This is a genomic window from Mucilaginibacter sediminis, assembly GCF_051903035.1.
Taxonomy (GTDB): domain Bacteria; phylum Bacteroidota; class Bacteroidia; order Sphingobacteriales; family Sphingobacteriaceae; genus Mucilaginibacter.
This window is the reverse complement of record NZ_CP170602.1, coordinates 5,101,863-5,118,362: the sequence shown is the minus strand read 5'-3', so window position 1 is coordinate 5,118,362 and position 16,500 is coordinate 5,101,863. Positions and strand designations below refer to the sequence as shown.

19 protein-coding genes and 2 tRNA genes are annotated in these 16,500 nt (G+C 43.9%); 7 read left to right on the top strand and 14 right to left on the bottom strand.

Features of this window, described 5'->3' with window-relative positions:
- Position 1: 1 nt before the first annotated feature.
- A complete protein-coding gene (locus tag ACFGVS_RS21115) occupies positions 2-712 on the bottom strand; it encodes an SAM-dependent methyltransferase (protein ID WP_090638345.1) in 711 nt (236 codons plus the stop codon).
- A gap of 56 nt (positions 713-768) precedes the next feature.
- On the opposite strand from ACFGVS_RS21115, the gene ACFGVS_RS21110 reads away from it, so the two are divergent.
- A complete protein-coding gene (locus tag ACFGVS_RS21110; RefSeq protein WP_439695487.1) occupies positions 769-1,485 on the top strand; it encodes a hypothetical protein in 717 nt (238 codons plus the stop codon).
- A 171-nt stretch (positions 1,486-1,656) separates the two neighbouring features.
- Here ACFGVS_RS21110 and ACFGVS_RS21105 read toward each other — a convergent pair whose 3' ends face one another.
- Positions 1,657-2,133, bottom strand: a complete 477-nt coding sequence (locus ACFGVS_RS21105; RefSeq protein WP_076373882.1) for an Lrp/AsnC ligand binding domain-containing protein — start codon at positions 2,131-2,133, stop codon at positions 1,657-1,659.
- 151 nt (positions 2,134-2,284) lie between these two features.
- Between ACFGVS_RS21105 and ACFGVS_RS21100 the strand changes: the two genes are divergently transcribed.
- Positions 2,285-2,396 (top strand) — tRNA-Asp (locus ACFGVS_RS21100).
- Positions 2,397-2,738: 342 nt separating this feature from the next.
- Here ACFGVS_RS21100 and ACFGVS_RS21095 read toward each other — a convergent pair.
- From ACFGVS_RS21095 to ACFGVS_RS21085, 3 genes are all read right to left on the bottom strand, one after another.
- Positions 2,739-3,338 (bottom strand): Crp/Fnr family transcriptional regulator, encoded by a 600-nt coding sequence (locus ACFGVS_RS21095; protein ID WP_439695486.1) that lies wholly within the window; start codon positions 3,336-3,338, stop codon positions 2,739-2,741.
- Entirely contained in the window at positions 3,335-4,030 is a 696-nt protein-coding gene (locus ACFGVS_RS21090; protein ID WP_274210964.1) for an alpha/beta fold hydrolase, read from the bottom strand. Before ACFGVS_RS21090 ends, ACFGVS_RS21095 begins: the two co-directional genes overlap by 4 nt.
- 67 nt (positions 4,031-4,097) lie before the next feature.
- Positions 4,098-4,685 (bottom strand): Crp/Fnr family transcriptional regulator, encoded by a 588-nt coding sequence (locus ACFGVS_RS21085; protein WP_090638334.1) that lies wholly within the window; start codon positions 4,683-4,685, stop codon positions 4,098-4,100.
- Positions 4,686-4,797: 112 nt separating this feature from the next.
- Between ACFGVS_RS21085 and ACFGVS_RS21080 the strand changes: the two genes are divergently transcribed.
- Positions 4,798-5,412, top strand: coding sequence for a hypothetical protein (locus ACFGVS_RS21080; protein WP_274210963.1), 615 nt, complete (start codon positions 4,798-4,800; stop codon positions 5,410-5,412).
- 399 nt (positions 5,413-5,811) lie between these two features.
- Here the strand turns inward: ACFGVS_RS21080 and ACFGVS_RS21075 are convergent, their stop codons facing one another.
- From ACFGVS_RS21075 to ACFGVS_RS21055, 5 genes are all read right to left on the bottom strand, one after another.
- A complete protein-coding gene (locus ACFGVS_RS21075; protein WP_439695485.1) occupies positions 5,812-6,270 on the bottom strand; it encodes a hypothetical protein in 459 nt (152 codons plus the stop codon).
- A 115-nt stretch (positions 6,271-6,385) separates the two neighbouring features.
- Positions 6,386-6,460: transfer RNA gene (locus ACFGVS_RS21070), tRNA-Val, on the bottom strand.
- Positions 6,461-6,595: 135 nt separating this feature from the next.
- Complete coding sequence (locus ACFGVS_RS21065) at positions 6,596-6,919, bottom strand: hypothetical protein (protein ID WP_439695484.1); 324 nt, start codon at positions 6,917-6,919, stop codon at positions 6,596-6,598.
- 546 nt (positions 6,920-7,465) lie between these two features.
- Complete coding sequence (locus ACFGVS_RS21060) at positions 7,466-7,924, bottom strand: thioredoxin family protein (RefSeq protein WP_439695483.1); 459 nt, start codon at positions 7,922-7,924, stop codon at positions 7,466-7,468.
- 95 nt (positions 7,925-8,019) lie between these two features.
- Positions 8,020-9,843 (bottom strand): DUF6600 domain-containing protein, encoded by a 1,824-nt coding sequence (locus tag ACFGVS_RS21055; RefSeq protein ID WP_439695482.1) that lies wholly within the window; start codon positions 9,841-9,843, stop codon positions 8,020-8,022.
- A 484-nt stretch (positions 9,844-10,327) separates the two neighbouring features.
- On the opposite strand from ACFGVS_RS21055, the gene ACFGVS_RS21050 reads away from it, so the two are divergent.
- From ACFGVS_RS21050 to ACFGVS_RS21040, 3 genes are all read left to right on the top strand, one after another.
- A complete protein-coding gene (locus ACFGVS_RS21050) occupies positions 10,328-11,290 on the top strand; it encodes an isopenicillin N synthase family dioxygenase (RefSeq protein ID WP_439695481.1) in 963 nt (320 codons plus the stop codon).
- A 171-nt stretch (positions 11,291-11,461) separates the two neighbouring features.
- On the top strand, positions 11,462-11,965 hold the full coding sequence (locus ACFGVS_RS21045) for a hypothetical protein (RefSeq protein ID WP_439695480.1): 504 nt from the start codon (positions 11,462-11,464) through the stop codon (positions 11,963-11,965).
- Positions 11,966-12,050: 85 nt separating this feature from the next.
- Positions 12,051-12,428: a hypothetical protein gene (locus ACFGVS_RS21040; protein WP_439695479.1), complete on the top strand. Its 378-nt coding sequence runs from the start codon at positions 12,051-12,053 to the stop codon at positions 12,426-12,428.
- Here ACFGVS_RS21040 and ACFGVS_RS21035 read toward each other — a convergent pair whose 3' ends face one another.
- Positions 12,429-13,667, bottom strand: a complete 1,239-nt coding sequence (locus ACFGVS_RS21035) for an MFS transporter (RefSeq protein ID WP_439695478.1) — start codon at positions 13,665-13,667, stop codon at positions 12,429-12,431.
- Positions 13,668-13,810: 143 nt separating this feature from the next.
- Between ACFGVS_RS21035 and ACFGVS_RS21030 the strand changes: the two genes are divergently transcribed.
- A complete protein-coding gene (locus ACFGVS_RS21030) occupies positions 13,811-14,695 on the top strand; it encodes a LysR substrate-binding domain-containing protein (RefSeq protein ID WP_090651484.1) in 885 nt (294 codons plus the stop codon).
- Between the two features lie 189 nt (positions 14,696-14,884).
- Here the strand turns inward: ACFGVS_RS21030 and ACFGVS_RS21025 are convergent, their stop codons facing one another.
- Genes ACFGVS_RS21025 through ACFGVS_RS21015 form a run of 3 tightly spaced genes read right to left on the bottom strand, consistent with a single transcriptional unit; the run spans position 14,885 to position 16,496 of the window.
- Positions 14,885-15,061 (bottom strand): hypothetical protein, encoded by a 177-nt coding sequence (locus ACFGVS_RS21025; protein WP_439695477.1) that lies wholly within the window; start codon positions 15,059-15,061, stop codon positions 14,885-14,887.
- Positions 15,025-15,939, bottom strand: coding sequence for an IS3 family transposase (locus tag ACFGVS_RS21020; protein WP_439695476.1), 915 nt, complete (start codon positions 15,937-15,939; stop codon positions 15,025-15,027). Before ACFGVS_RS21020 ends, ACFGVS_RS21025 begins: the two co-directional genes overlap by 37 nt.
- 2 nt (positions 15,940-15,941) lie before the next feature.
- Positions 15,942-16,496 (bottom strand): hypothetical protein, encoded by a 555-nt coding sequence (locus ACFGVS_RS21015; protein ID WP_439695475.1) that lies wholly within the window; start codon positions 16,494-16,496, stop codon positions 15,942-15,944.
- Positions 16,497-16,500 lie beyond the last annotated feature (4 nt).

Sequence of the window (16,500 nt, the reverse complement as noted above, 5' to 3'; positions counted from 1 at the left end):
TTTATCCGTGGAAGAGTAAAAATATGGTGGGGCGTTTATGCAGTTCAGGCACTTTCTTTTGCCAATCCATAATGGTTTTGGTTTGCACAAATTCGGTAGCTGCGGTAAGGTCTGTAGCTATACAAAGTTTTGTTTTTGGCGATGCCGTTTTTAGCACCTCTTCTAATAAAGAGTTATTGCGGAAAGGAGTTTCAATAAAAATCTGTGTCTGGTCAAGCCGGGTTGCCAGGCCTTCCAGCTCTTTTATCTTTTTACTGCGCAGCAGCTTATCAATAGGCAGGTAGCCGTTGAAGGTAAAGCTTTGGCCGTTAAAGCCGGATGCCATCAGCGCCAGTAAAATAGAACTTGGCCCAACCAGGGGCACCACTTTAATCCCCATGCGGTGGGCTTTGTCCACTATTTCGGCGCCAGGATCGGCTATGCCGGGGCAACCGGCTTCGCTCATCAGGCCAACATCGTTACCTGCTTGTAAGCCCTTAAAAAAATCGGCTTTGCCCATATCGCGATTATGCTTGCTGTAATCGTGAATGGTAAGCTCGCTTTGCGGGGTTTTTAAACCGGCTTCTTTTAAAAACTTGCGGGCAGTTTTTTCATTCTCAACAATATATTCCTTAATACTATTAATTGTATTAACCAGGTAGGGGGTGAATGATTTTGCGGCCGCTTCTTCGGCAAGGGGCACGGGTATTAAATAAAGGGTTCCATAGGGCATATTGCAAAGTTGGTGTTTTTTGTTTAATTTAAGCTATTGAAAGGAGCCCGAAAAAGATGAAACCACTTAGCGTTAACTGGTTTATTGAAGGACACATTGACTTTGAACAAAAAAAGTACCTATTATTAAGTTATCTGCAGGAAATTAACCGGCACTTTGATAAAAGCCGGCTATATCCCAACCTTGCCGATTTGATATTCCATTACAATAACCTGGTAGATTTTAAGAAGAATAAATCGCTTATGCAGCAAGCCTTTCCGCTGCGCCTTACCCAGGCCGATATTGATGCCGTAAAGCTCACCTATCAGAAAATCATCCAGGACGATCAAAGTATGCAGGAGATAGAGCAGATTATCGCCTATGCCATGGCCCAAATGAATCCCGCGATACAAATAGGCAAGGAGATTTATGACTTTGTAGAGAGTCGATTGAATATAAACCCGATAGGCATTATGCCCCTGATGCCCTATCATGGTTATTTCTCGCTACGTAACGGCAAAGAACATACCTGCTTTATTTACGAGTACCAGATCACCATTTTTGAGGGCAAGGATGATAAATACCGGGGCATTAACATTAATTTTCTTGAAAACTACGAATACAGCATCGTGAACACCCCAGAGGCCATGAAGCTAAAGCTCATCAACCGCAATAAATTTATGCCCAATCCGGCGGTATATTATGTACACAGCGACATCACGTTCCCATTGGAGCAAACGCTGTTGCCGGTGGCAAAAAGGAGTTTGGTGAAGTATATATCGAATGCGGCGTAATCTGAATCATAATTTACGGAATTTTAGAATGTTCAGAATGCCAGTTAATGTACATTTTTTATTCTGTTAATTCTTAAATCCTGCAAATTCTGATCATAAAAAAGACCGTTACCCCGGGCCAAAGCCCAGATAACAGCCTCTCTTAAAAAATCGCGAATCGTTTGGTAATGGTTATTCTAAGGTAATCTGCCTTCTTATGCTTTCTTCAAGCGAAATGAAGGTTTCGGTACGTTGAATGCCTTTTACGCCCTGTATCTGCTCGTTTAAAACCTCGCGCAGGTGGGTGGTATCGTGGCATACAATTTTTGCAAAAATACTCCATTCGCCGGTAGTATAATGCAGCTCAACTATCTCTTTTATAGTTTTTAACTGTTTTACAGCTTCGTTATATTGCGATCCCTTTTCCAGGTAAATGCCCAAAAAAGCGGTAATATCATACCCTAATTTTTGCGGATCTACCTCCAGACTGGCACCCTTAATTACACCCATCTCCTCCAGCTTTTTCATCCGCACGTGTATGGTTCCGCCAGAAACTATTAACTCTTTAGCTATCTCGGTGTATGGCGTGGTAGCATTTTTCATTAATATTGATAAAATCTGGATATCGAGATTATCAATTTCTAAATTTTGAGCTTTTCTGTGGGACATAAATTTGAATATCTATATTGAAATACAAGTTTAATTAAAATTTGAATAAAAATAAAATATTTTTGTTGAAATATTTGCAAGGAATTGACAGGTCTCTTAAATTTGTATCAAGCAAATGACAATTGCCTATCGTTCTTTAAACAAAAAACAATGTTGGGTGGTGAAATTTTTGGCAGACACACCTCCTTGTCCCGGTGGCGGAGATCATAGAAAACCCGAAGCGGGCTAACTACTCTGTGGAGGTTCGAATCCTTCCCCAACAGCAAATCCATGAAAGACGGGATTTATATACTGTAGGATGGTGAAATTTTTGGCAGACACACCTCCTTGTCGCGGTGGCGGAGAAATTGGGAAACTTTTAGCAATAAAAATAACCACTCCGTGGAGGTTCGACTCCTTCTCCTACAGCTCTTCTCATAATTTAGGTTTATAATTGGTTAGTAAAGGCCCCTGCCCATCAGGGGCTTTGCTGTTTTTATAGGTTTTTTCGGCGTTCGGATAAAAAAGATTAGGATGACAAGAGCGTACGTATTTGACTTGCTAATACAAATCAAGCACTTTTATTGCCCCACGAGATTTTTGCCTGATCCTAAATATTCAGTTGGCTATTTTAGTTTTTTATTCTCAATGCGTTTTCGGATCCTGCTCAGCGAAGGGTTGGTAATACCCAGGTACGACGAGATATGATAGGCCGGGATGCGTTCAATAATTGCCGGATGCGCCTTTAGTAACCTGGTATAGCGCTCTTCGGGCGAAAAAAAGAGCAGTTCTTCAGTGCGCGTTTGCGCAATGGTAAAAAACAATTCGGCAAGCAGCCTGCCGAATTTCCCCCAGTTTGGATGGCTTTCATATAAACCATGAAGATCCTTATGGGAGATAAAAAAAATTTCCGAATCCTCCATCGCTTCAATAAAGTACCAGCAAGGGTTGCGGGTGACGAAACTTCGGAAGGAAACGACGAACTGACCCTCCGAAAAAAAGAAACTGTTCTTATCTTCCGAGGTATCCGGGTGACGAAAATAGATGCGGAAGATACCTTTGGCGATCAAACCGAGGTCATTGCACACCATCTGTTGCATATTAAAAAAATCCCCTTTGCGCATTTTTCGCGCTTTCCAAAACAGCTGACTGTCGGTAATATCTTTGTCGCTCAGCTGCGCGAAATTCCTTAGCTGTTCAGATAGTTTATCGTTTTTATCTGTCATTTTATAAATTCTTGTAAAGCGGCATTAAACGCCGCTGGTTTTTCCATCATGGGGGCATGCCCGCATTCCGGTAGCATCACTAACGCTGCATCTGGCAGGTTCTCCCGGAATTGCCGTGCAACTGCGGGAGGGGTGATGCGATCTTCCTCACCCCATATCAATAATACCGGTTTGCTGATTTCCGGAAGCAGCGTGAGCACCTGGTCTCTTTGGGTAGATTTAGCGCATTTAATAATGCTTAAGCATTTATAAGCATTAGTGGTAACCTCCAGCACTTCAGCAACCAGATCATCGGTAGCAACCGCCGGATCATAAAATGTTGCCGCCACCCGTTCCCGGATGTAGCCGTAATTACCGCGCTTAAAGTAACTGCCCACCTGGGTGTTTTCATACAGGCCGGAACTGCCGGTCAGGACTAATCTATCAACCTTATGCGGATATTGGTAGCTGTAACGTATCGCGATATGGCCGCCCAGCGAATTGCCAACTAATATCACTTTAGTTAATTTCGCAGCATCGATCATAGTAGCCAAAAAATCAACCAGGTATCTTACAGTATCCCCCTCATGTTTTTCGTATAAAGGCAGTTCGGGAATATACATATCATAACGGTTCTCAAAATATTTGACCACACCGGCCCAGTTGCTTAAGCCGCCGAATAGGCCATGCAGCAGGATCATGCTTTGCTTCATCGTTTTTTGACAAAGCTATCTTTCCAGCATTTCCGATTTTGTGATCTCGGTCACAAAACACGCCAGGCTATTTGGAAATCAATAACCTGGCCCGGCTCAGTGCCTCCCGGCTAACGTACAAGTAACGCGCAATATTGGTCAGCGTAATTTTTTGAATGATCACCGGCCGGCGCTCCAGCAAATAGCGGTAACGTCCCAGCGGGCTTTTCAGCGAAAGGATATGCTGGTGTTCTGATTGCTGTTCTGATATTTCCCGATATAGATCCAGGTTAACATGCAGCAGGTTCATGTGCAGGTCGTAAAGCGGCTGCAGTTTTTTGATGTTCAGTTTTAAAATTACAGCATCCTCCAGCGCGGTAATACTCACCGCCGAAGGTGCTTTCTTGTTATAACTCTCACAGTTGGCCAGAAAATCCGTCGGGAAGCCGAACCTGATGATCTTTTCATCGCTCTCTTCATCCTGGATTGAAAATTTAAACAAACCCGAGATGACAAAAGCCGAGTAACGGGCTACTTTGCCGTATTTTAAAAAAGGATCGCCTTTCCGGATGTGTTTAACGGAGGCGATGCGATTAAGCAAAGCCCACTCCGCATCGGTTACTACCGGGTATTTCTTTTTAAGCGGCTCGTACCAATATGGTAGATCATGTTTCATCTCGAACAGTTTTGCTGATCAAATATAAGTGAAAATTTAACCCATGATTTTAACTTAAGTTAAAATCCGGCAATGTAATAACAGCGTCAGTTTTAAATGCATTTTCACTTAAGTGAAAAATTATCCAAATGATGCAGGGCAATTTTGCGACAACAAATATTTAAAAATCAAAACCATGAAAACAGCTCCTTCAATTGCCCGCTCCTTGTGTAAGCTTTATTTTATCCGGGCCGGCTTTTCTATTACCTGGGTGATCATAGTCGCTCTTTTTGCTAAAACATCACCAATATTCGCTACCATTTTGCTGCTCATTTACCCTGCCTGGGACGTAATCGGCACCATCTTAGATATTCGTGCCAATAGGGCAGTTCCGTCAAAAATACCGCAATATATAAATCTGGTGATCAGTGGTATCACCACTTTTGCAGTAGCTGTTGCTATTCAAAAAGGAGTTCCGGAAGCGTTAGTTGTGTTTGGTGCCTGGGCGATCTGTACCGGCCTGATCCAGTTGATCTTAGGCCTACGCCGCAGGAAACTGCTGGGCGGTCAGTGGCCGATGATTATCAGCGGCGGACAGTCCATGATCGGTGGCGTCTCGTTTATCCTATTGGCGCACGACACGTCAAAAGGAATCGGTAGCCTGGCTGGCTATGCCGCCTTTGGCGCTTTTTATTATCTGCTGGCGGCATATCGGCTGTCAAGGACGGCCAATCCTACTGCGAACTAAATAATTAATTTACTAAACCGGTATCGGGATGAGTAATTCGACGGAATCTATCGAACCTGCATAAGGCTTATATGGGTACAAAAACAATAACACAACGAAAAAAAAGAGTTTTTCCGGAAAAGTTGACCTTTGACGGTTCGAAAGTTCGAACCGCCGGAGCCAATGAAATTGCGTTGAATATCGCCCTGATTAACAGAAAGTTAAAGACAACAAAAGCCTCTTAGAGAATACCTAAGAGGCTTTTGTTTTGGTGGTCCCTCCTGTACATATATCGAACCATTTCCTTTCTGATTTGCGTTTAATCGCGGATTTGAACCAATAAATTTTCAGGTTCAAAAAGTAGAGGTTATACAGGTACAAGGATTATTACATCAGAATAATTTATCGAACTATCAAACATTAGTTTGCCCACCCAGGCCCAATTTTTTTTATAATGTCATTATTCGTTACGATGTATTCTGCGTCTTCCTCAAAAATTTCAATATTATCAGGGATTGTCAGATGCATTTTCATTAGGTCGGTTATCACAATTGGATTTAAATCAGAATAGACATTCCCCAACCTTAACAGTTTTTCCTCTCCATTTTCAAGTGCCGTCCAAAAAAGTCGCCTATTGGCTGCTGTTAATCCCCTCACATCAATAATTCTCGATATCATTTCGCCATTTTCCTTGTAAAAGGGGACGGAATTTCTGTCATCTTCATTCTCATTTGGAACTTGCGCATCCAGCCATACCGACAGTTCATTACTATTGTCTAAAAGCGACAGTTCTTTTATCGCAATTCTAATAATTTCGTCATAGCCGGTCCATCTGATGGAAAAGTTCCCGCCATTTTCTAACGTGATGAAACCGTTCATATAAATGAAAAATACTAAATATAACTAAAATGCAAAAAGCCTCCAGGGAACAATCTGAAGGCTTTTTGCATTTTAATTAATTCTTACACTATTATAACACAGTGTGATTTCTATGTGGGAGTTACTGGGTTCGAACCAGTGACCCTCTGCTTGTAAGGCAGATGCTCTGAACCAGCTGAGCTAAACTCCCTTTTTGTATTAATCTTTCGATTAACCCCCTTGCGTTTGGGTCTGCAAATATAGAAGCTTTGATCTATTCTTCAAAAAATATTTTACATTTTATTTTAAGATACTATGCTTTAGGTGGTTATATTTTCAGACGTGCTTAATTTGACTTTGCATCGCTGTATGTTGCCCCGGGCCTGGGGTCTTCTGGCAAGATTTCCATATCTGGGTATTCTATATATCCGGCATACCATTGTATGGCATCCATCAGGTCAAGAGCGTCATCTGCTGCTATATTTATGGTTTCAAAAGCATATAGTTTATTGTTGGCATACCCGTACAATTGAATTTCATTATCATCCGGACTAAAGCTTTCTTCATCAAGGCAAAATACCCTCACTTTCAAACGGGTATCCCGCGAATGAATGATATCCCGGCAAGGGTTTTTAGGGTCGGTTGCCAATAAGTAAACGTTATGATCCATAAAAAGGTTAACAATGTTTAAGGTTTATGGTTTCTGGAATGTTCATTTATATTAAAAAGCGGTATTCCGGCTTTTATGTTTTTAACTTACGGTACCGGCTTATTTACCAGTTGGTTGAGTAAAAAGTCTACATAGTTGGGGGAAGTATTTCTACAATGCGCGAAAGTGGTCAAACAAAAAGCGATATTCTATTGGTTTTGGGGGCCGTTTTTGTTTTGGCATTGCATTTGAATTCAATATAATACCCTTCTCAAAGGGTTGTTTTTCATAGGTAGATGTAGGGCCGAAAAAACTGCGAGAGTTCTTTCGGTCTTTTTTATTTAAAACAAACTTATTACTGTTATTTTAATCGCAATTGATTATACCACCCTACAAATTTTAACGTCTTTTTTCTACAAATATGCTGTTGCAACCGCATCATTCGATGAGCTATTAAGCGTGGGCCTGGTGCTGTTGGCGGGCTTGTTTATTGTAAAATAAAGTTGATAAATATGGATTGTAAAAAGCCGGACAACCAAGAAAGCTGTCCGGCTTTTTTATCTCTCGTTATTTATTGAGGCCTTGTACACCAAATTTAATCAGGTCATCGGGTTTTATGAAACCTACTGTACCATAAACGGCTTTCCCTTTTGAATTGAGTATAATAAGGGTGGGATAAGCCCGCAACCCCCAGGCTGCGGCGAGTTGCGGGCCATCGCCTTTTTCCATATCAATGGCTACATTAATAAAATTATTGTTATAAAACTCAGCTACTTTGTTGTTTTTAAAAGTGGTTGCCTTCAACATTTTGCAGGGGCCACACCAGCTGGCGTAGGCATCAACAAAAATATATTTATTTTTAGCGGAGGCCTGTTTAATAGCCTCGCCCAGGGAGTTTTCGATAAAATTTATCTGGCTGGAGTTGCTGGAGTTTTTGGAGCCCTGTGCTTTGGCATCTGAAAAGCCAAAAAAGGCAAGTACGAGTAAAGAGGCGATAAAACGGGGCAGATTGGATAGGTGTTTCATAATTTATAACGGGTTGTTGCTGCAATAAAAATAGCACATATATAACCAAAAAAGGTGTTTATATGTGCTATTAAAAATATGGTTAAAGCCGATGTTTAATTTGCCGGCTTTTTGTCGCGTTGCTGTTGCTGACGTTGCTGCTGTTGTTGCTGACGCTGCTGCGCCGCTTGTTGCTGGCGTTGTTGTTGCTGGGCCTGCTGTTGTTGCTGACGTTCCTGTGCTGCCTGCTGCTGGCGTTGCTGTTGCTGGGCCTGTTGTTGTTGCTGACGTTCCTGTGCTGCCTGCTGCTGGCGTTGCTGTTGCTGGGCCTGTTGTTGTTGCTGACGTTCCTGTGCTGCCTGCTGCTGGCGTTGTTGTTGCTGGGCCTGCTGTTGTTGCTGACGCTCTTGTGCCGCCTGCTGCTGGCGTTGCTGTTGCTGGGCCTGTTGTTGTTGCTGACGTTCCTGTGCCGCCTGCTGCTGGCGTTGCTGTTGCTGGGCCTGTTGTTGTTGCTGACGCTCTTGTGCCGCTTGCTGCTGGCGTTGCTGCTGCTGGGCCTGTTGTTGTTGTTGACGTTCCTGTGCCGCTTGCTGTTGCTTAGCTTGCTGGTCTCGTTGCTGAACCGCCTGGTCTCGTTGTTGTTGAGCCTGTGGCTGTTGCTGACGCTCCTGTACTGCCCGATCCTGGCGTTGTTGCTGTTGTGCTTGCTGCTGCTTAGTTTGCTGCTCTCGTTGCTGAACCGCCTGGTCACGTTGTTGTTGAGCCTGCGGCTGTTGCTGACGCTCCTGTACTGCCCGCTGCTGGCGTTGTTGCTGTTGTACCTGCTGCTGCTTAGCTTGCTGCTCCCGTTGCTGAACTGCCTCGTCACGTTGCTGACCAGCTTGGCTTTGCTGCCGTGTGCGTTGCTGTTTTGCCTGTTCGGCTGCCTGCTGTTTATTTTGCTGGTCGTTTGGTCTTGCATTTGGTTGTTGTGCAGGCCTGTTGTTTGGTTGTTGGCCTGGTTGTGCAGCAGGGCGACTGTTATTAACCCTAACAAACTTGGCATCATTGCTTTTTGCAACCTGAGCCAATCTTGCGGCGTTGTTGCGATTTACCGTTGCCTGGCCGCCGGCACGGTTGGCAATGCCCTGGTTGGGGTTTGCTCTGCGGTATTCGGCTGCGTTTACAACCCTTGCCGGCCTGGCATCAGGTGCTTTTTTTATCTGGGGCCTGTAAATGTTCACCGTATTGTTTACAATCCGGCCGCCGCCATTTGGCCTGCTATCATTGCCCACCCTGTATACCGGCACATTGTTATTGTGCGTAACACGCCTTATCTCGGTAACCCTTGGGCCAGTTACATACGTACGGTTGTTATATACGTAGGTATTGTTAATAACCGTGGTACGGTTTATAATATTTACTACCCGGGTATGTGGCGCATAATAATTATAAACGTTAGGGCTGTTAATATATTCCTGTGGCGCGCATACCCAATACGAATCCGGCACTCTGTAGCTATTTCCAAATGAGAGGCTAATGCTTATGCCCGGCGTTAGCGGAGCCCAGCCATAATAGCCACCACCCCTGCGCCAACTTACCCATGCCGGTGCCCATTCATGGCCCGGAATCCATTCCCAGCCATAATAATCATCATAGCGCCAGCGGCCGTAGTGAAACGTTGCCCAACCCCATGGGTAATCGGATACCCAGGTATTTCCATAATCGGTAACTACCCAGTGCCCGCGTGTTGCGTAGGGCCTAAAACCATCTTCGGCGTCTGGTATCCAAACGTTGCCGTATTGCGGGTCATCAACCCAGGTGCCGTAAGGATCAAGATTGTCGTAAAACTCCTGGTCAGATACATAGCCTCCCTCCTGGGCCTTGCTTATATTTGGTGCGGCAAGCATCATCAAAAATGCTATTAAGCTTATTCCGCATATTCTATTGATATATTTCATTTTCATCAGGTTTTGATAGTCAATTTATCATTGATGTACACATGTATGACAATGCAGAGTATAAAACGTTTAAAATAAAAATTGTTTTAAGCAGTTTAGATTGTTTAGCACTACGTGTTTGGGGTTACACAAATATTCGGTTGAACGCCGGCTAAGACTCACCCGGCCAACGCTGCGCTGGGCCACCCTCTCTTCACCTGCGGTGGAAAGAGAGGGTTGAACGTTGAATATCAAAATCTTATAAAAAAACCAATAATGAATTTCCAAGCCCCTCTTTCCGGCGAAGCCAAAGAGAGAGGGTGGCGGGCGTAGCCTCGCCGGGTGAGTCTTCGCCACCATGCGATATACGTCACCCCCCTTCAAAATTTCACAAATTTTACGATTATGCCTACCTGCCAGCTCCAAACAACTTTTTATCAACACATTGCAAATGCTCTGTTAAAAATTAAATAGTTTTACCTTTTATTATCATTACGCTACAGCTATGAGCACAGTAAACATTCCACGACTTGATCTTAACGATTATATAAACGGCACGGCTGCCGACCGCAAGCAATTTTCGGATAATATTGGCAAGGCTTTTAACCAAACAGGCTTTGTTACCATAACCAACCATGGCCTGAGCAAGCAGTTGATAGATGAACTTTATACCCAGGTTAAGGCTCTTTTTGCGCTACCTGATGATATAAAACAAAAATACGAGATACCTGGCCTGGCAGGCCAGCGCGGATACACCGGCAAGGGTAAAGAAACCGCCAAAGGTTTTAAAACTCCCGATTTAAAGGAGTTTTGGCAGATAGGCCAAACGGTGACAGACGGGGACCCTATCAAAGATATTTACCCCGATAACGTAGCGGTTGATGAGCTGCCCTCATTTAACGTTACTACCCTGGAAGTATATAAAAAGCTGGAAGATGCCGGCAAGCACCTGCTGCAGGCTATTGCGGTGTATTTAAACCTGCCCGAAAATTATTTTGACGATAAGGTGCACAACGGCAACTCGATATTGCGTACCCTGCATTATTTCCCGATAACTGACCCCGATTCTGTTCCCGACGACGCGGTACGCGCCGGGGCGCATGAGGATATTAACCTGATTACCCTTTTAATAGGCGCCAGTGCCGATGGCCTTGAACTGCTTACCCGCGAAGGCGCCTGGTTCCCGGTTAAGGCTCATGGCGAAGATTTAGTGGTAAATGTAGGCGATATGCTGCAACGCTTAACCAATAACAAGCTTAAATCTACCACGCATAGGGTAGTAAACCCGCCGCGCGAACTGATGAAGTATTCCCGGTTTTCGGTGCCCTTTTTCCTTCACCCAAAATCGGGTATGGATTTAACCAGCCTGGAATCGTGTATTGATGCCAATCACCCCAAGTTATATACCGATATCACTGCCGGGGAGTACCTGGACGAGCGGTTGAGAGAGATTGGATTGAAGATGTAAAATACGAAAAGCCCTTTCCGCCCCGGAAAGGGTTTCAACAACCTAAGCTGTTTTTCACAATCGAATACATTAGATAGTTTTTATCGGAAGCACTTAGCGGGCTTACCCTTTTGTTTTAATTATCAATTCTATATATATTTACAACACACTAAATCGAATCACAATTATTGTATGAAGAAAAAATTACTATTAGCACTGGTAGTTACGGGAATGTTTTTGTTGCAGGCATGCGTAACTGCAAAGATAGCATCGAACAAACAGGCGGACTACACCAAAAAGCCTAAGAAAATATTTATTCTGCTGAATGGAGCAAAAGCCTCTAAATATTTTTTTGTAGAATTTACCCGCAGTTTACAGCTTAAGCTTACCGAAAAGAAAATAGAATCTACAATGTACATCCGGGACGAACTTTCATTGGATAGCGAAGGCGATATCAACAAAAAAATAACTGAATTTAATCCGGAAGCTTTGTTGGTAATGAGGCAAACCGTATCACACATCACCAACAACTACGTAGACGGTGGAACTTTTGAAATTAGCCTCATCGATGGCGAAACAAAGAAGACTGTCTGGAAAAGCGTATTTGAAATATACTCGCAATTTGGATTATCAGAAGCTGTTGATACCGGCGTAAAGAAATTATATGATAAAATGGTGGAAGATCAAATTCTTTAAGCAACCCTTTATCATTCATTTAATTCATCAACAAAGCCTCTCCAAAAATTGAGCGGCTTTAATAATTAAAACAGGCGTTATCACAATGAGTACGCGTAAAAGCTCCGGTGGGGAATCTTTTAATGATGATTTTTGCTCGTCGCTCGAATATCATCTGAGCCGCGCGTTTAACAATTCGTGTGATAGTAAACTACGTTGGTTTTGGTGTGATGGTGTCGAGCAACCATCGAACGAAGGGGAACTCACCTGGGAACTTATCAATCAAAGCAGAAAAATTGAAACAAAGGCCTGGATAGGAGCTACGGGCCAGGACGTTTATAATATGACGATAAAGCTTGACCTCGAGTCACTTTCCAGGTGCGCCGAAGGCCAAAGCTTAAAAGGATGCTTGCCCGATGAGCATTCTTTTGAATGGGTTACCATCGATGTTGATTTGATGACCATCCTGCTGCAATTGAAATAGTTACTTCGCCAACATAGCCTTTCCGCCAATATTCCCTTCAATTCCCTGCCTTCTTTTATACAACACAAAAACACCGGTTGCCAACAGGCCGATAGCGCCTTCAATGAAAACGGCTTGCCTTGGGCCAAGTCCATTAGCCAGCCAGCCCACCATCAGGCTGCCCACGGGGATCATTCCCTGGTATGCCATTACATAATAGCTGATGGCCCTGGCACGCATGGCAGGTATAGCATGTGTTTGAATGTAAGTGTTAATGGCCGATGTTTGTGCCATCATCCCCAAACCGGTAAAACTCATGAATATTAATGCAAAGGGCAATTTGCCGGCATAGGCCACCATTAGTACACTTGCGCCAAAAATAAGGCCGGCTATTATAATTATCCTGACCAGGTTTTTATCTGTTTTTAAATTGGCCAGGTAAACAGCGCTGATAACCGACCCTATGCCCGCCGCGCTCTCAAACCAGCTAAACGTTTTAGCATCGCCGTTAAAAATGTCTTTGGCAAAAATAGGCATCAGGGTATTAAAGGGTATCACAAACAGGCTGCTTACGGTAAGCATCAATATCAGGCTGCTCAGGTCGCGGTCGCCGGATACGTATTTGAACCCATCCTGCAACTCCTGCCAGATACCTTTTTGTGGCTTGCCAATTACGGCGGTGTTCAGCTTCATCATAAACAAACAGGCCAGCACCGGTATATAACTTAAAAAGTTACCGAAGAAACAAACATCTTCGCCAAATGTGCTTAAAATGATACCCGCTATGGCCGGTCCTGCTATGCGGGCAAAATTGGTCATGGTGGAGTTTAAGGCAATGGCGTTGGGCAGGTCGGCCTTATTGTCAACCATCTCAACCATGATAGATTGGCGGCAGGTTACATCAAAGGCATTAATAATACCCTGCACCAGGCTTAAGCCGATGATGGCCGGGATATTATAAAACTTAAATAATATTAAAAATGCCAGTGCGCCCGCCTGCAGCATGGATACAACCTGCGTAATAACCAATATGCGGTAGCGGTTATGCCTATCTACAATACTGCCGGCATAAGGTGCCAATATTAATGAGGGGATAAGGCTAACAAAACTAACTATCCCGAGTAACAATGCCGACCCGGTGAGCCTGTAAACCAGCCAGCTAACGGCTGTTTTTTGCATCCAGGTACCAATGAGGGAGACGGACTGACCGTAAAAAAACAACTTGAAATTACGGTATTTTAAGGAGCGGAAAATGTTCATTTATTCAATCATAAAACAAAGCAAGTTCAGGGGAGATCTTAATGCAAGACTATTGAAATTGTTTCTGATGCAAATATCGGCCTTAATGATATATTTGTAAAATAGATTGTTTTAATGAATCTGATAGATAAAAACGATTGATTATGGAGATTAGGCAATTACAGTATTTTGTTAAAGCGGCCGAGACGATGAACTTTACCGAAGCTGCCGCCGCCGTATTTATTACCCAGAGCACGCTGTCGCAACAAATAAAGCAACTGGAAGATGAGTTGGGCATGCTGCTATTTGACAGGATTGGCCGCCACGTGCGCATTACCGAAGCCGGCCATATATTTTTAACCCACGCCAGCAAAATATTAAACGAGGTACAAAAAGGGAAACAGGCCATTACCGAGCTCAATAATGCCGCCACCGGCGAACTTAACCTGGGCGTTTCTTACGCCTTTACATCGTTGCTGCTGCCCGCCCTGGCTCCATTCTCCAATAAATATCCCGGCATCAAAATATTTATAACCTATGGAAGCCCAGAGGAACTGGAAAAAAAGCTGCGGCTGGCCGAGCTGGATATGATCCTGGCCTTCCACAATCAATCTGACGATGAAGATCTGGAGATGCAGGTACTTTTTAGCAGCAGTATTGTGATGGTGGTTGCCAAAAATAACCCGCTGGCCAAACTGGAACAAATAAGCCTGGAAGAACTGGCCCGGCAGGAATTGATATTGCCTGGCAAAGGCTTTAGCTCGCGCGACTTTATCAACGCCCTGTTTTACAAAAATAAGATAGTTCCCAATATCAGGATCGAGCTGAACGACGTACACTCGCTGCTATCGCTGATACAGGACGGCCACTGGGCAACGGTACTTAACGAAAAAGCTTTAATAGGCTGGCATAAAGTGGCCGCTGTGCCTATCATCGCCAAAGGCATCAAAAGGCAATCATACATCCTGTGGCAAAAAGGCGTTTACCGCAAAAAAGCCGCAATACTATTCATTGAGCAATTGGTTGAGGTTATGGGGAATGAGGGATAGCCGTACATTGATTGATGTTGACCATGCAAAAACACAAATCATTCATTATCAATTAATTATAAATTAAATTCCTGAAATGTGTTAAGTTATGTTAACCCAATTTAGATGCGTGACCCGTCCTGAAATAACTATACAGATTTGTGAGTTAATCCTGTAAACACTATACAGGTTCTTTTTTTAAAGATAAAGTTAAATAACTTGTTGTTTGTTTGTTTGTTGTGTTGGAATGTGGGAAACTCCTTCAGTTTTCCATATTTCAACACGTTTTTCTTTTTTTGCTTCTTTTTTTCTTTTTGCTGAACCTCCTCTTTTTGTTGATAACTCATCTGTCAGGCGGGTATGGCCAGCGGCTTTTCCTTCTCCCATTTGCCCGGGTATTCCTTCCAGCGTTTTTTCAGTACATCACCTTGTTCATGCGCCTGGCAAGGCGTCAGGTAGTCACAGCTTCCATGGGGCCTCAATTCGTTGTATGCCTTAATACTGCTATCGATCTTTTTATAAGTCTGCTCAAAGTTAACCGGGCTGATGTACAGGTCGAACTCCCCCTTGATGATGCCATTCATTCGTTCGGCCAGTGCATTCTCATACGGGTCACCCCGTTCAGTCATACTGATGGAAATAGTTTCGTTCCCAAGCAATTCCACATAATCCTTAGAGCAGTATTGGGACCCTCTGTCAGAGTGATGGGTAAGGGTTTGCCCGCTGTAACTGCGGACATCCAGGGCCATCTGTAAGGCCGCTATAGGCCCCAGCGCCAGCATATCCAGGCGGAAACAATAACCCATGATCTTACGTGAAAATGCATCTGTTATCAGTGACAGGTAGCCCCATTGGTTTTGCACCCGAATGTAAGTTATATCGCTTACCCAAAGTTCCTCCGGCCGTATAATATGCATTTCCTTTACCAGGTTGGCGTACTTATGCATCCAGTGCCGGGAATCGGTGGTGATTGCTTTTCGTTTACACTGCCTGATCAGCAGCTTATGAGCGTCAAGCAAGTCAAACAGGTAGTCCCTGCCGATTTCTATATGATGAGAAGCCAGTTGCGGCTTAAGCAGATAAAGCATCTTTCTTGTCCCTAACCGGGGTAAAGGCTTCCTTATTTCATGAACAAGCTGCAGGATAATTTCCTCTTTGATAGAGTCATCCTGGTTTCTCCATAAGTGATCATAGTGCGCATGGCGGGTTTTGCCAAACAGTCCGCATAGAAACGCCCAGCTTAAATGCGCGTAATCCTGCTTCATTATCATGACTGCCTGGCCCCAGCTTTTTTTCTGATCTTGATCTTAAACTGATCCTCTGCTACATCAATAAGGGTATTTAAGGCACTGATCTTTAGCTGTGCATATTCCAAAGCCTTTTTTAAAGCTTCCGTTTCCGGGTCCGGCACACCAGACTGCCCTTCAGCTTTATCCTTCATCTCAAACTTTTCATGAACCGCAAGTTCGGCATTTTCTTTCAACGAGGCCTTAAGCCATTTATTTAACGTTTCTCCACTTAGTCCGTATGACTTCCTCGCTGCATAAGGTTTCAGAATGCCTTGCTCAACCTGGCGGACGACGGATCTTTTTTCTATGTCGCTTAAATGATATCCCCGCTGTTTTTCCTGGTACTCTTTCGAGCCGCGGTCGCGCATCCATTTACTCAGAGATGCCCGCGACATGCCATACTGATAGGCTATCACGCTCCGCGGGGTCCCTGATTCTATCGATTTTATGATCTCATCCCGTAGGCTGCTTTCAAAGTGACATCGCTTAGTAACGCGAATCTGACTCCCTTTTTGTTCCGATTCTTCTTTCATACAC

Excerpts from the sequence above, each read along its gene's own strand:
- ACFGVS_RS21115 (WP_090638345.1), bottom strand. The coding sequence starts at position 712 with ATGCCCTATGGAACCCTTTATTTAATACCCGTGCCCCTTGCCGAAGAA.
- ACFGVS_RS21110 (WP_439695487.1), top strand. The coding sequence starts at position 769 with ATGAAACCACTTAGCGTTAACTGGTTTATTGAAGGACACATTGACTTT.
- ACFGVS_RS21105 (WP_076373882.1), bottom strand. The coding sequence starts at position 2,133 with ATGTCCCACAGAAAAGCTCAAAATTTAGAAATTGATAATCTCGATATC.
- ACFGVS_RS21095 (WP_439695486.1), bottom strand. The coding sequence starts at position 3,338 with ATGACAGATAAAAACGATAAACTATCTGAACAGCTAAGGAATTTCGCG.
- ACFGVS_RS21090 (WP_274210964.1), bottom strand. The coding sequence starts at position 4,030 with ATGAAGCAAAGCATGATCCTGCTGCATGGCCTATTCGGCGGCTTAAGC.
- ACFGVS_RS21085 (WP_090638334.1), bottom strand. The coding sequence starts at position 4,685 with ATGAAACATGATCTACCATATTGGTACGAGCCGCTTAAAAAGAAATAC.
- ACFGVS_RS21075 (WP_439695485.1), bottom strand. The coding sequence starts at position 6,270 with ATGAACGGTTTCATCACGTTAGAAAATGGCGGGAACTTTTCCATCAGA.
- ACFGVS_RS21065 (WP_439695484.1), bottom strand. The coding sequence starts at position 6,919 with ATGGATCATAACGTTTACTTATTGGCAACCGACCCTAAAAACCCTTGC.
- ACFGVS_RS21060 (WP_439695483.1), bottom strand. The coding sequence starts at position 7,924 with ATGAAACACCTATCCAATCTGCCCCGTTTTATCGCCTCTTTACTCGTA.
- ACFGVS_RS21055 (WP_439695482.1), bottom strand. The coding sequence starts at position 9,843 with ATGAAATATATCAATAGAATATGCGGAATAAGCTTAATAGCATTTTTG.
- ACFGVS_RS21050 (WP_439695481.1), top strand. The coding sequence starts at position 10,328 with ATGAGCACAGTAAACATTCCACGACTTGATCTTAACGATTATATAAAC.
- ACFGVS_RS21045 (WP_439695480.1), top strand. The coding sequence starts at position 11,462 with ATGAAGAAAAAATTACTATTAGCACTGGTAGTTACGGGAATGTTTTTG.
- ACFGVS_RS21040 (WP_439695479.1), top strand. The coding sequence starts at position 12,051 with ATGAGTACGCGTAAAAGCTCCGGTGGGGAATCTTTTAATGATGATTTT.
- ACFGVS_RS21035 (WP_439695478.1), bottom strand. The coding sequence starts at position 13,667 with ATGAACATTTTCCGCTCCTTAAAATACCGTAATTTCAAGTTGTTTTTT.
- ACFGVS_RS21030 (WP_090651484.1), top strand. The coding sequence starts at position 13,811 with ATGGAGATTAGGCAATTACAGTATTTTGTTAAAGCGGCCGAGACGATG.
- ACFGVS_RS21025 (WP_439695477.1), bottom strand. The coding sequence starts at position 15,061 with ATGGGAGAAGGAAAAGCCGCTGGCCATACCCGCCTGACAGATGAGTTA.
- ACFGVS_RS21020 (WP_439695476.1), bottom strand. The coding sequence starts at position 15,939 with ATGAAGCAGGATTACGCGCATTTAAGCTGGGCGTTTCTATGCGGACTG.
- ACFGVS_RS21015 (WP_439695475.1), bottom strand. The coding sequence starts at position 16,496 with ATGAAAGAAGAATCGGAACAAAAAGGGAGTCAGATTCGCGTTACTAAG.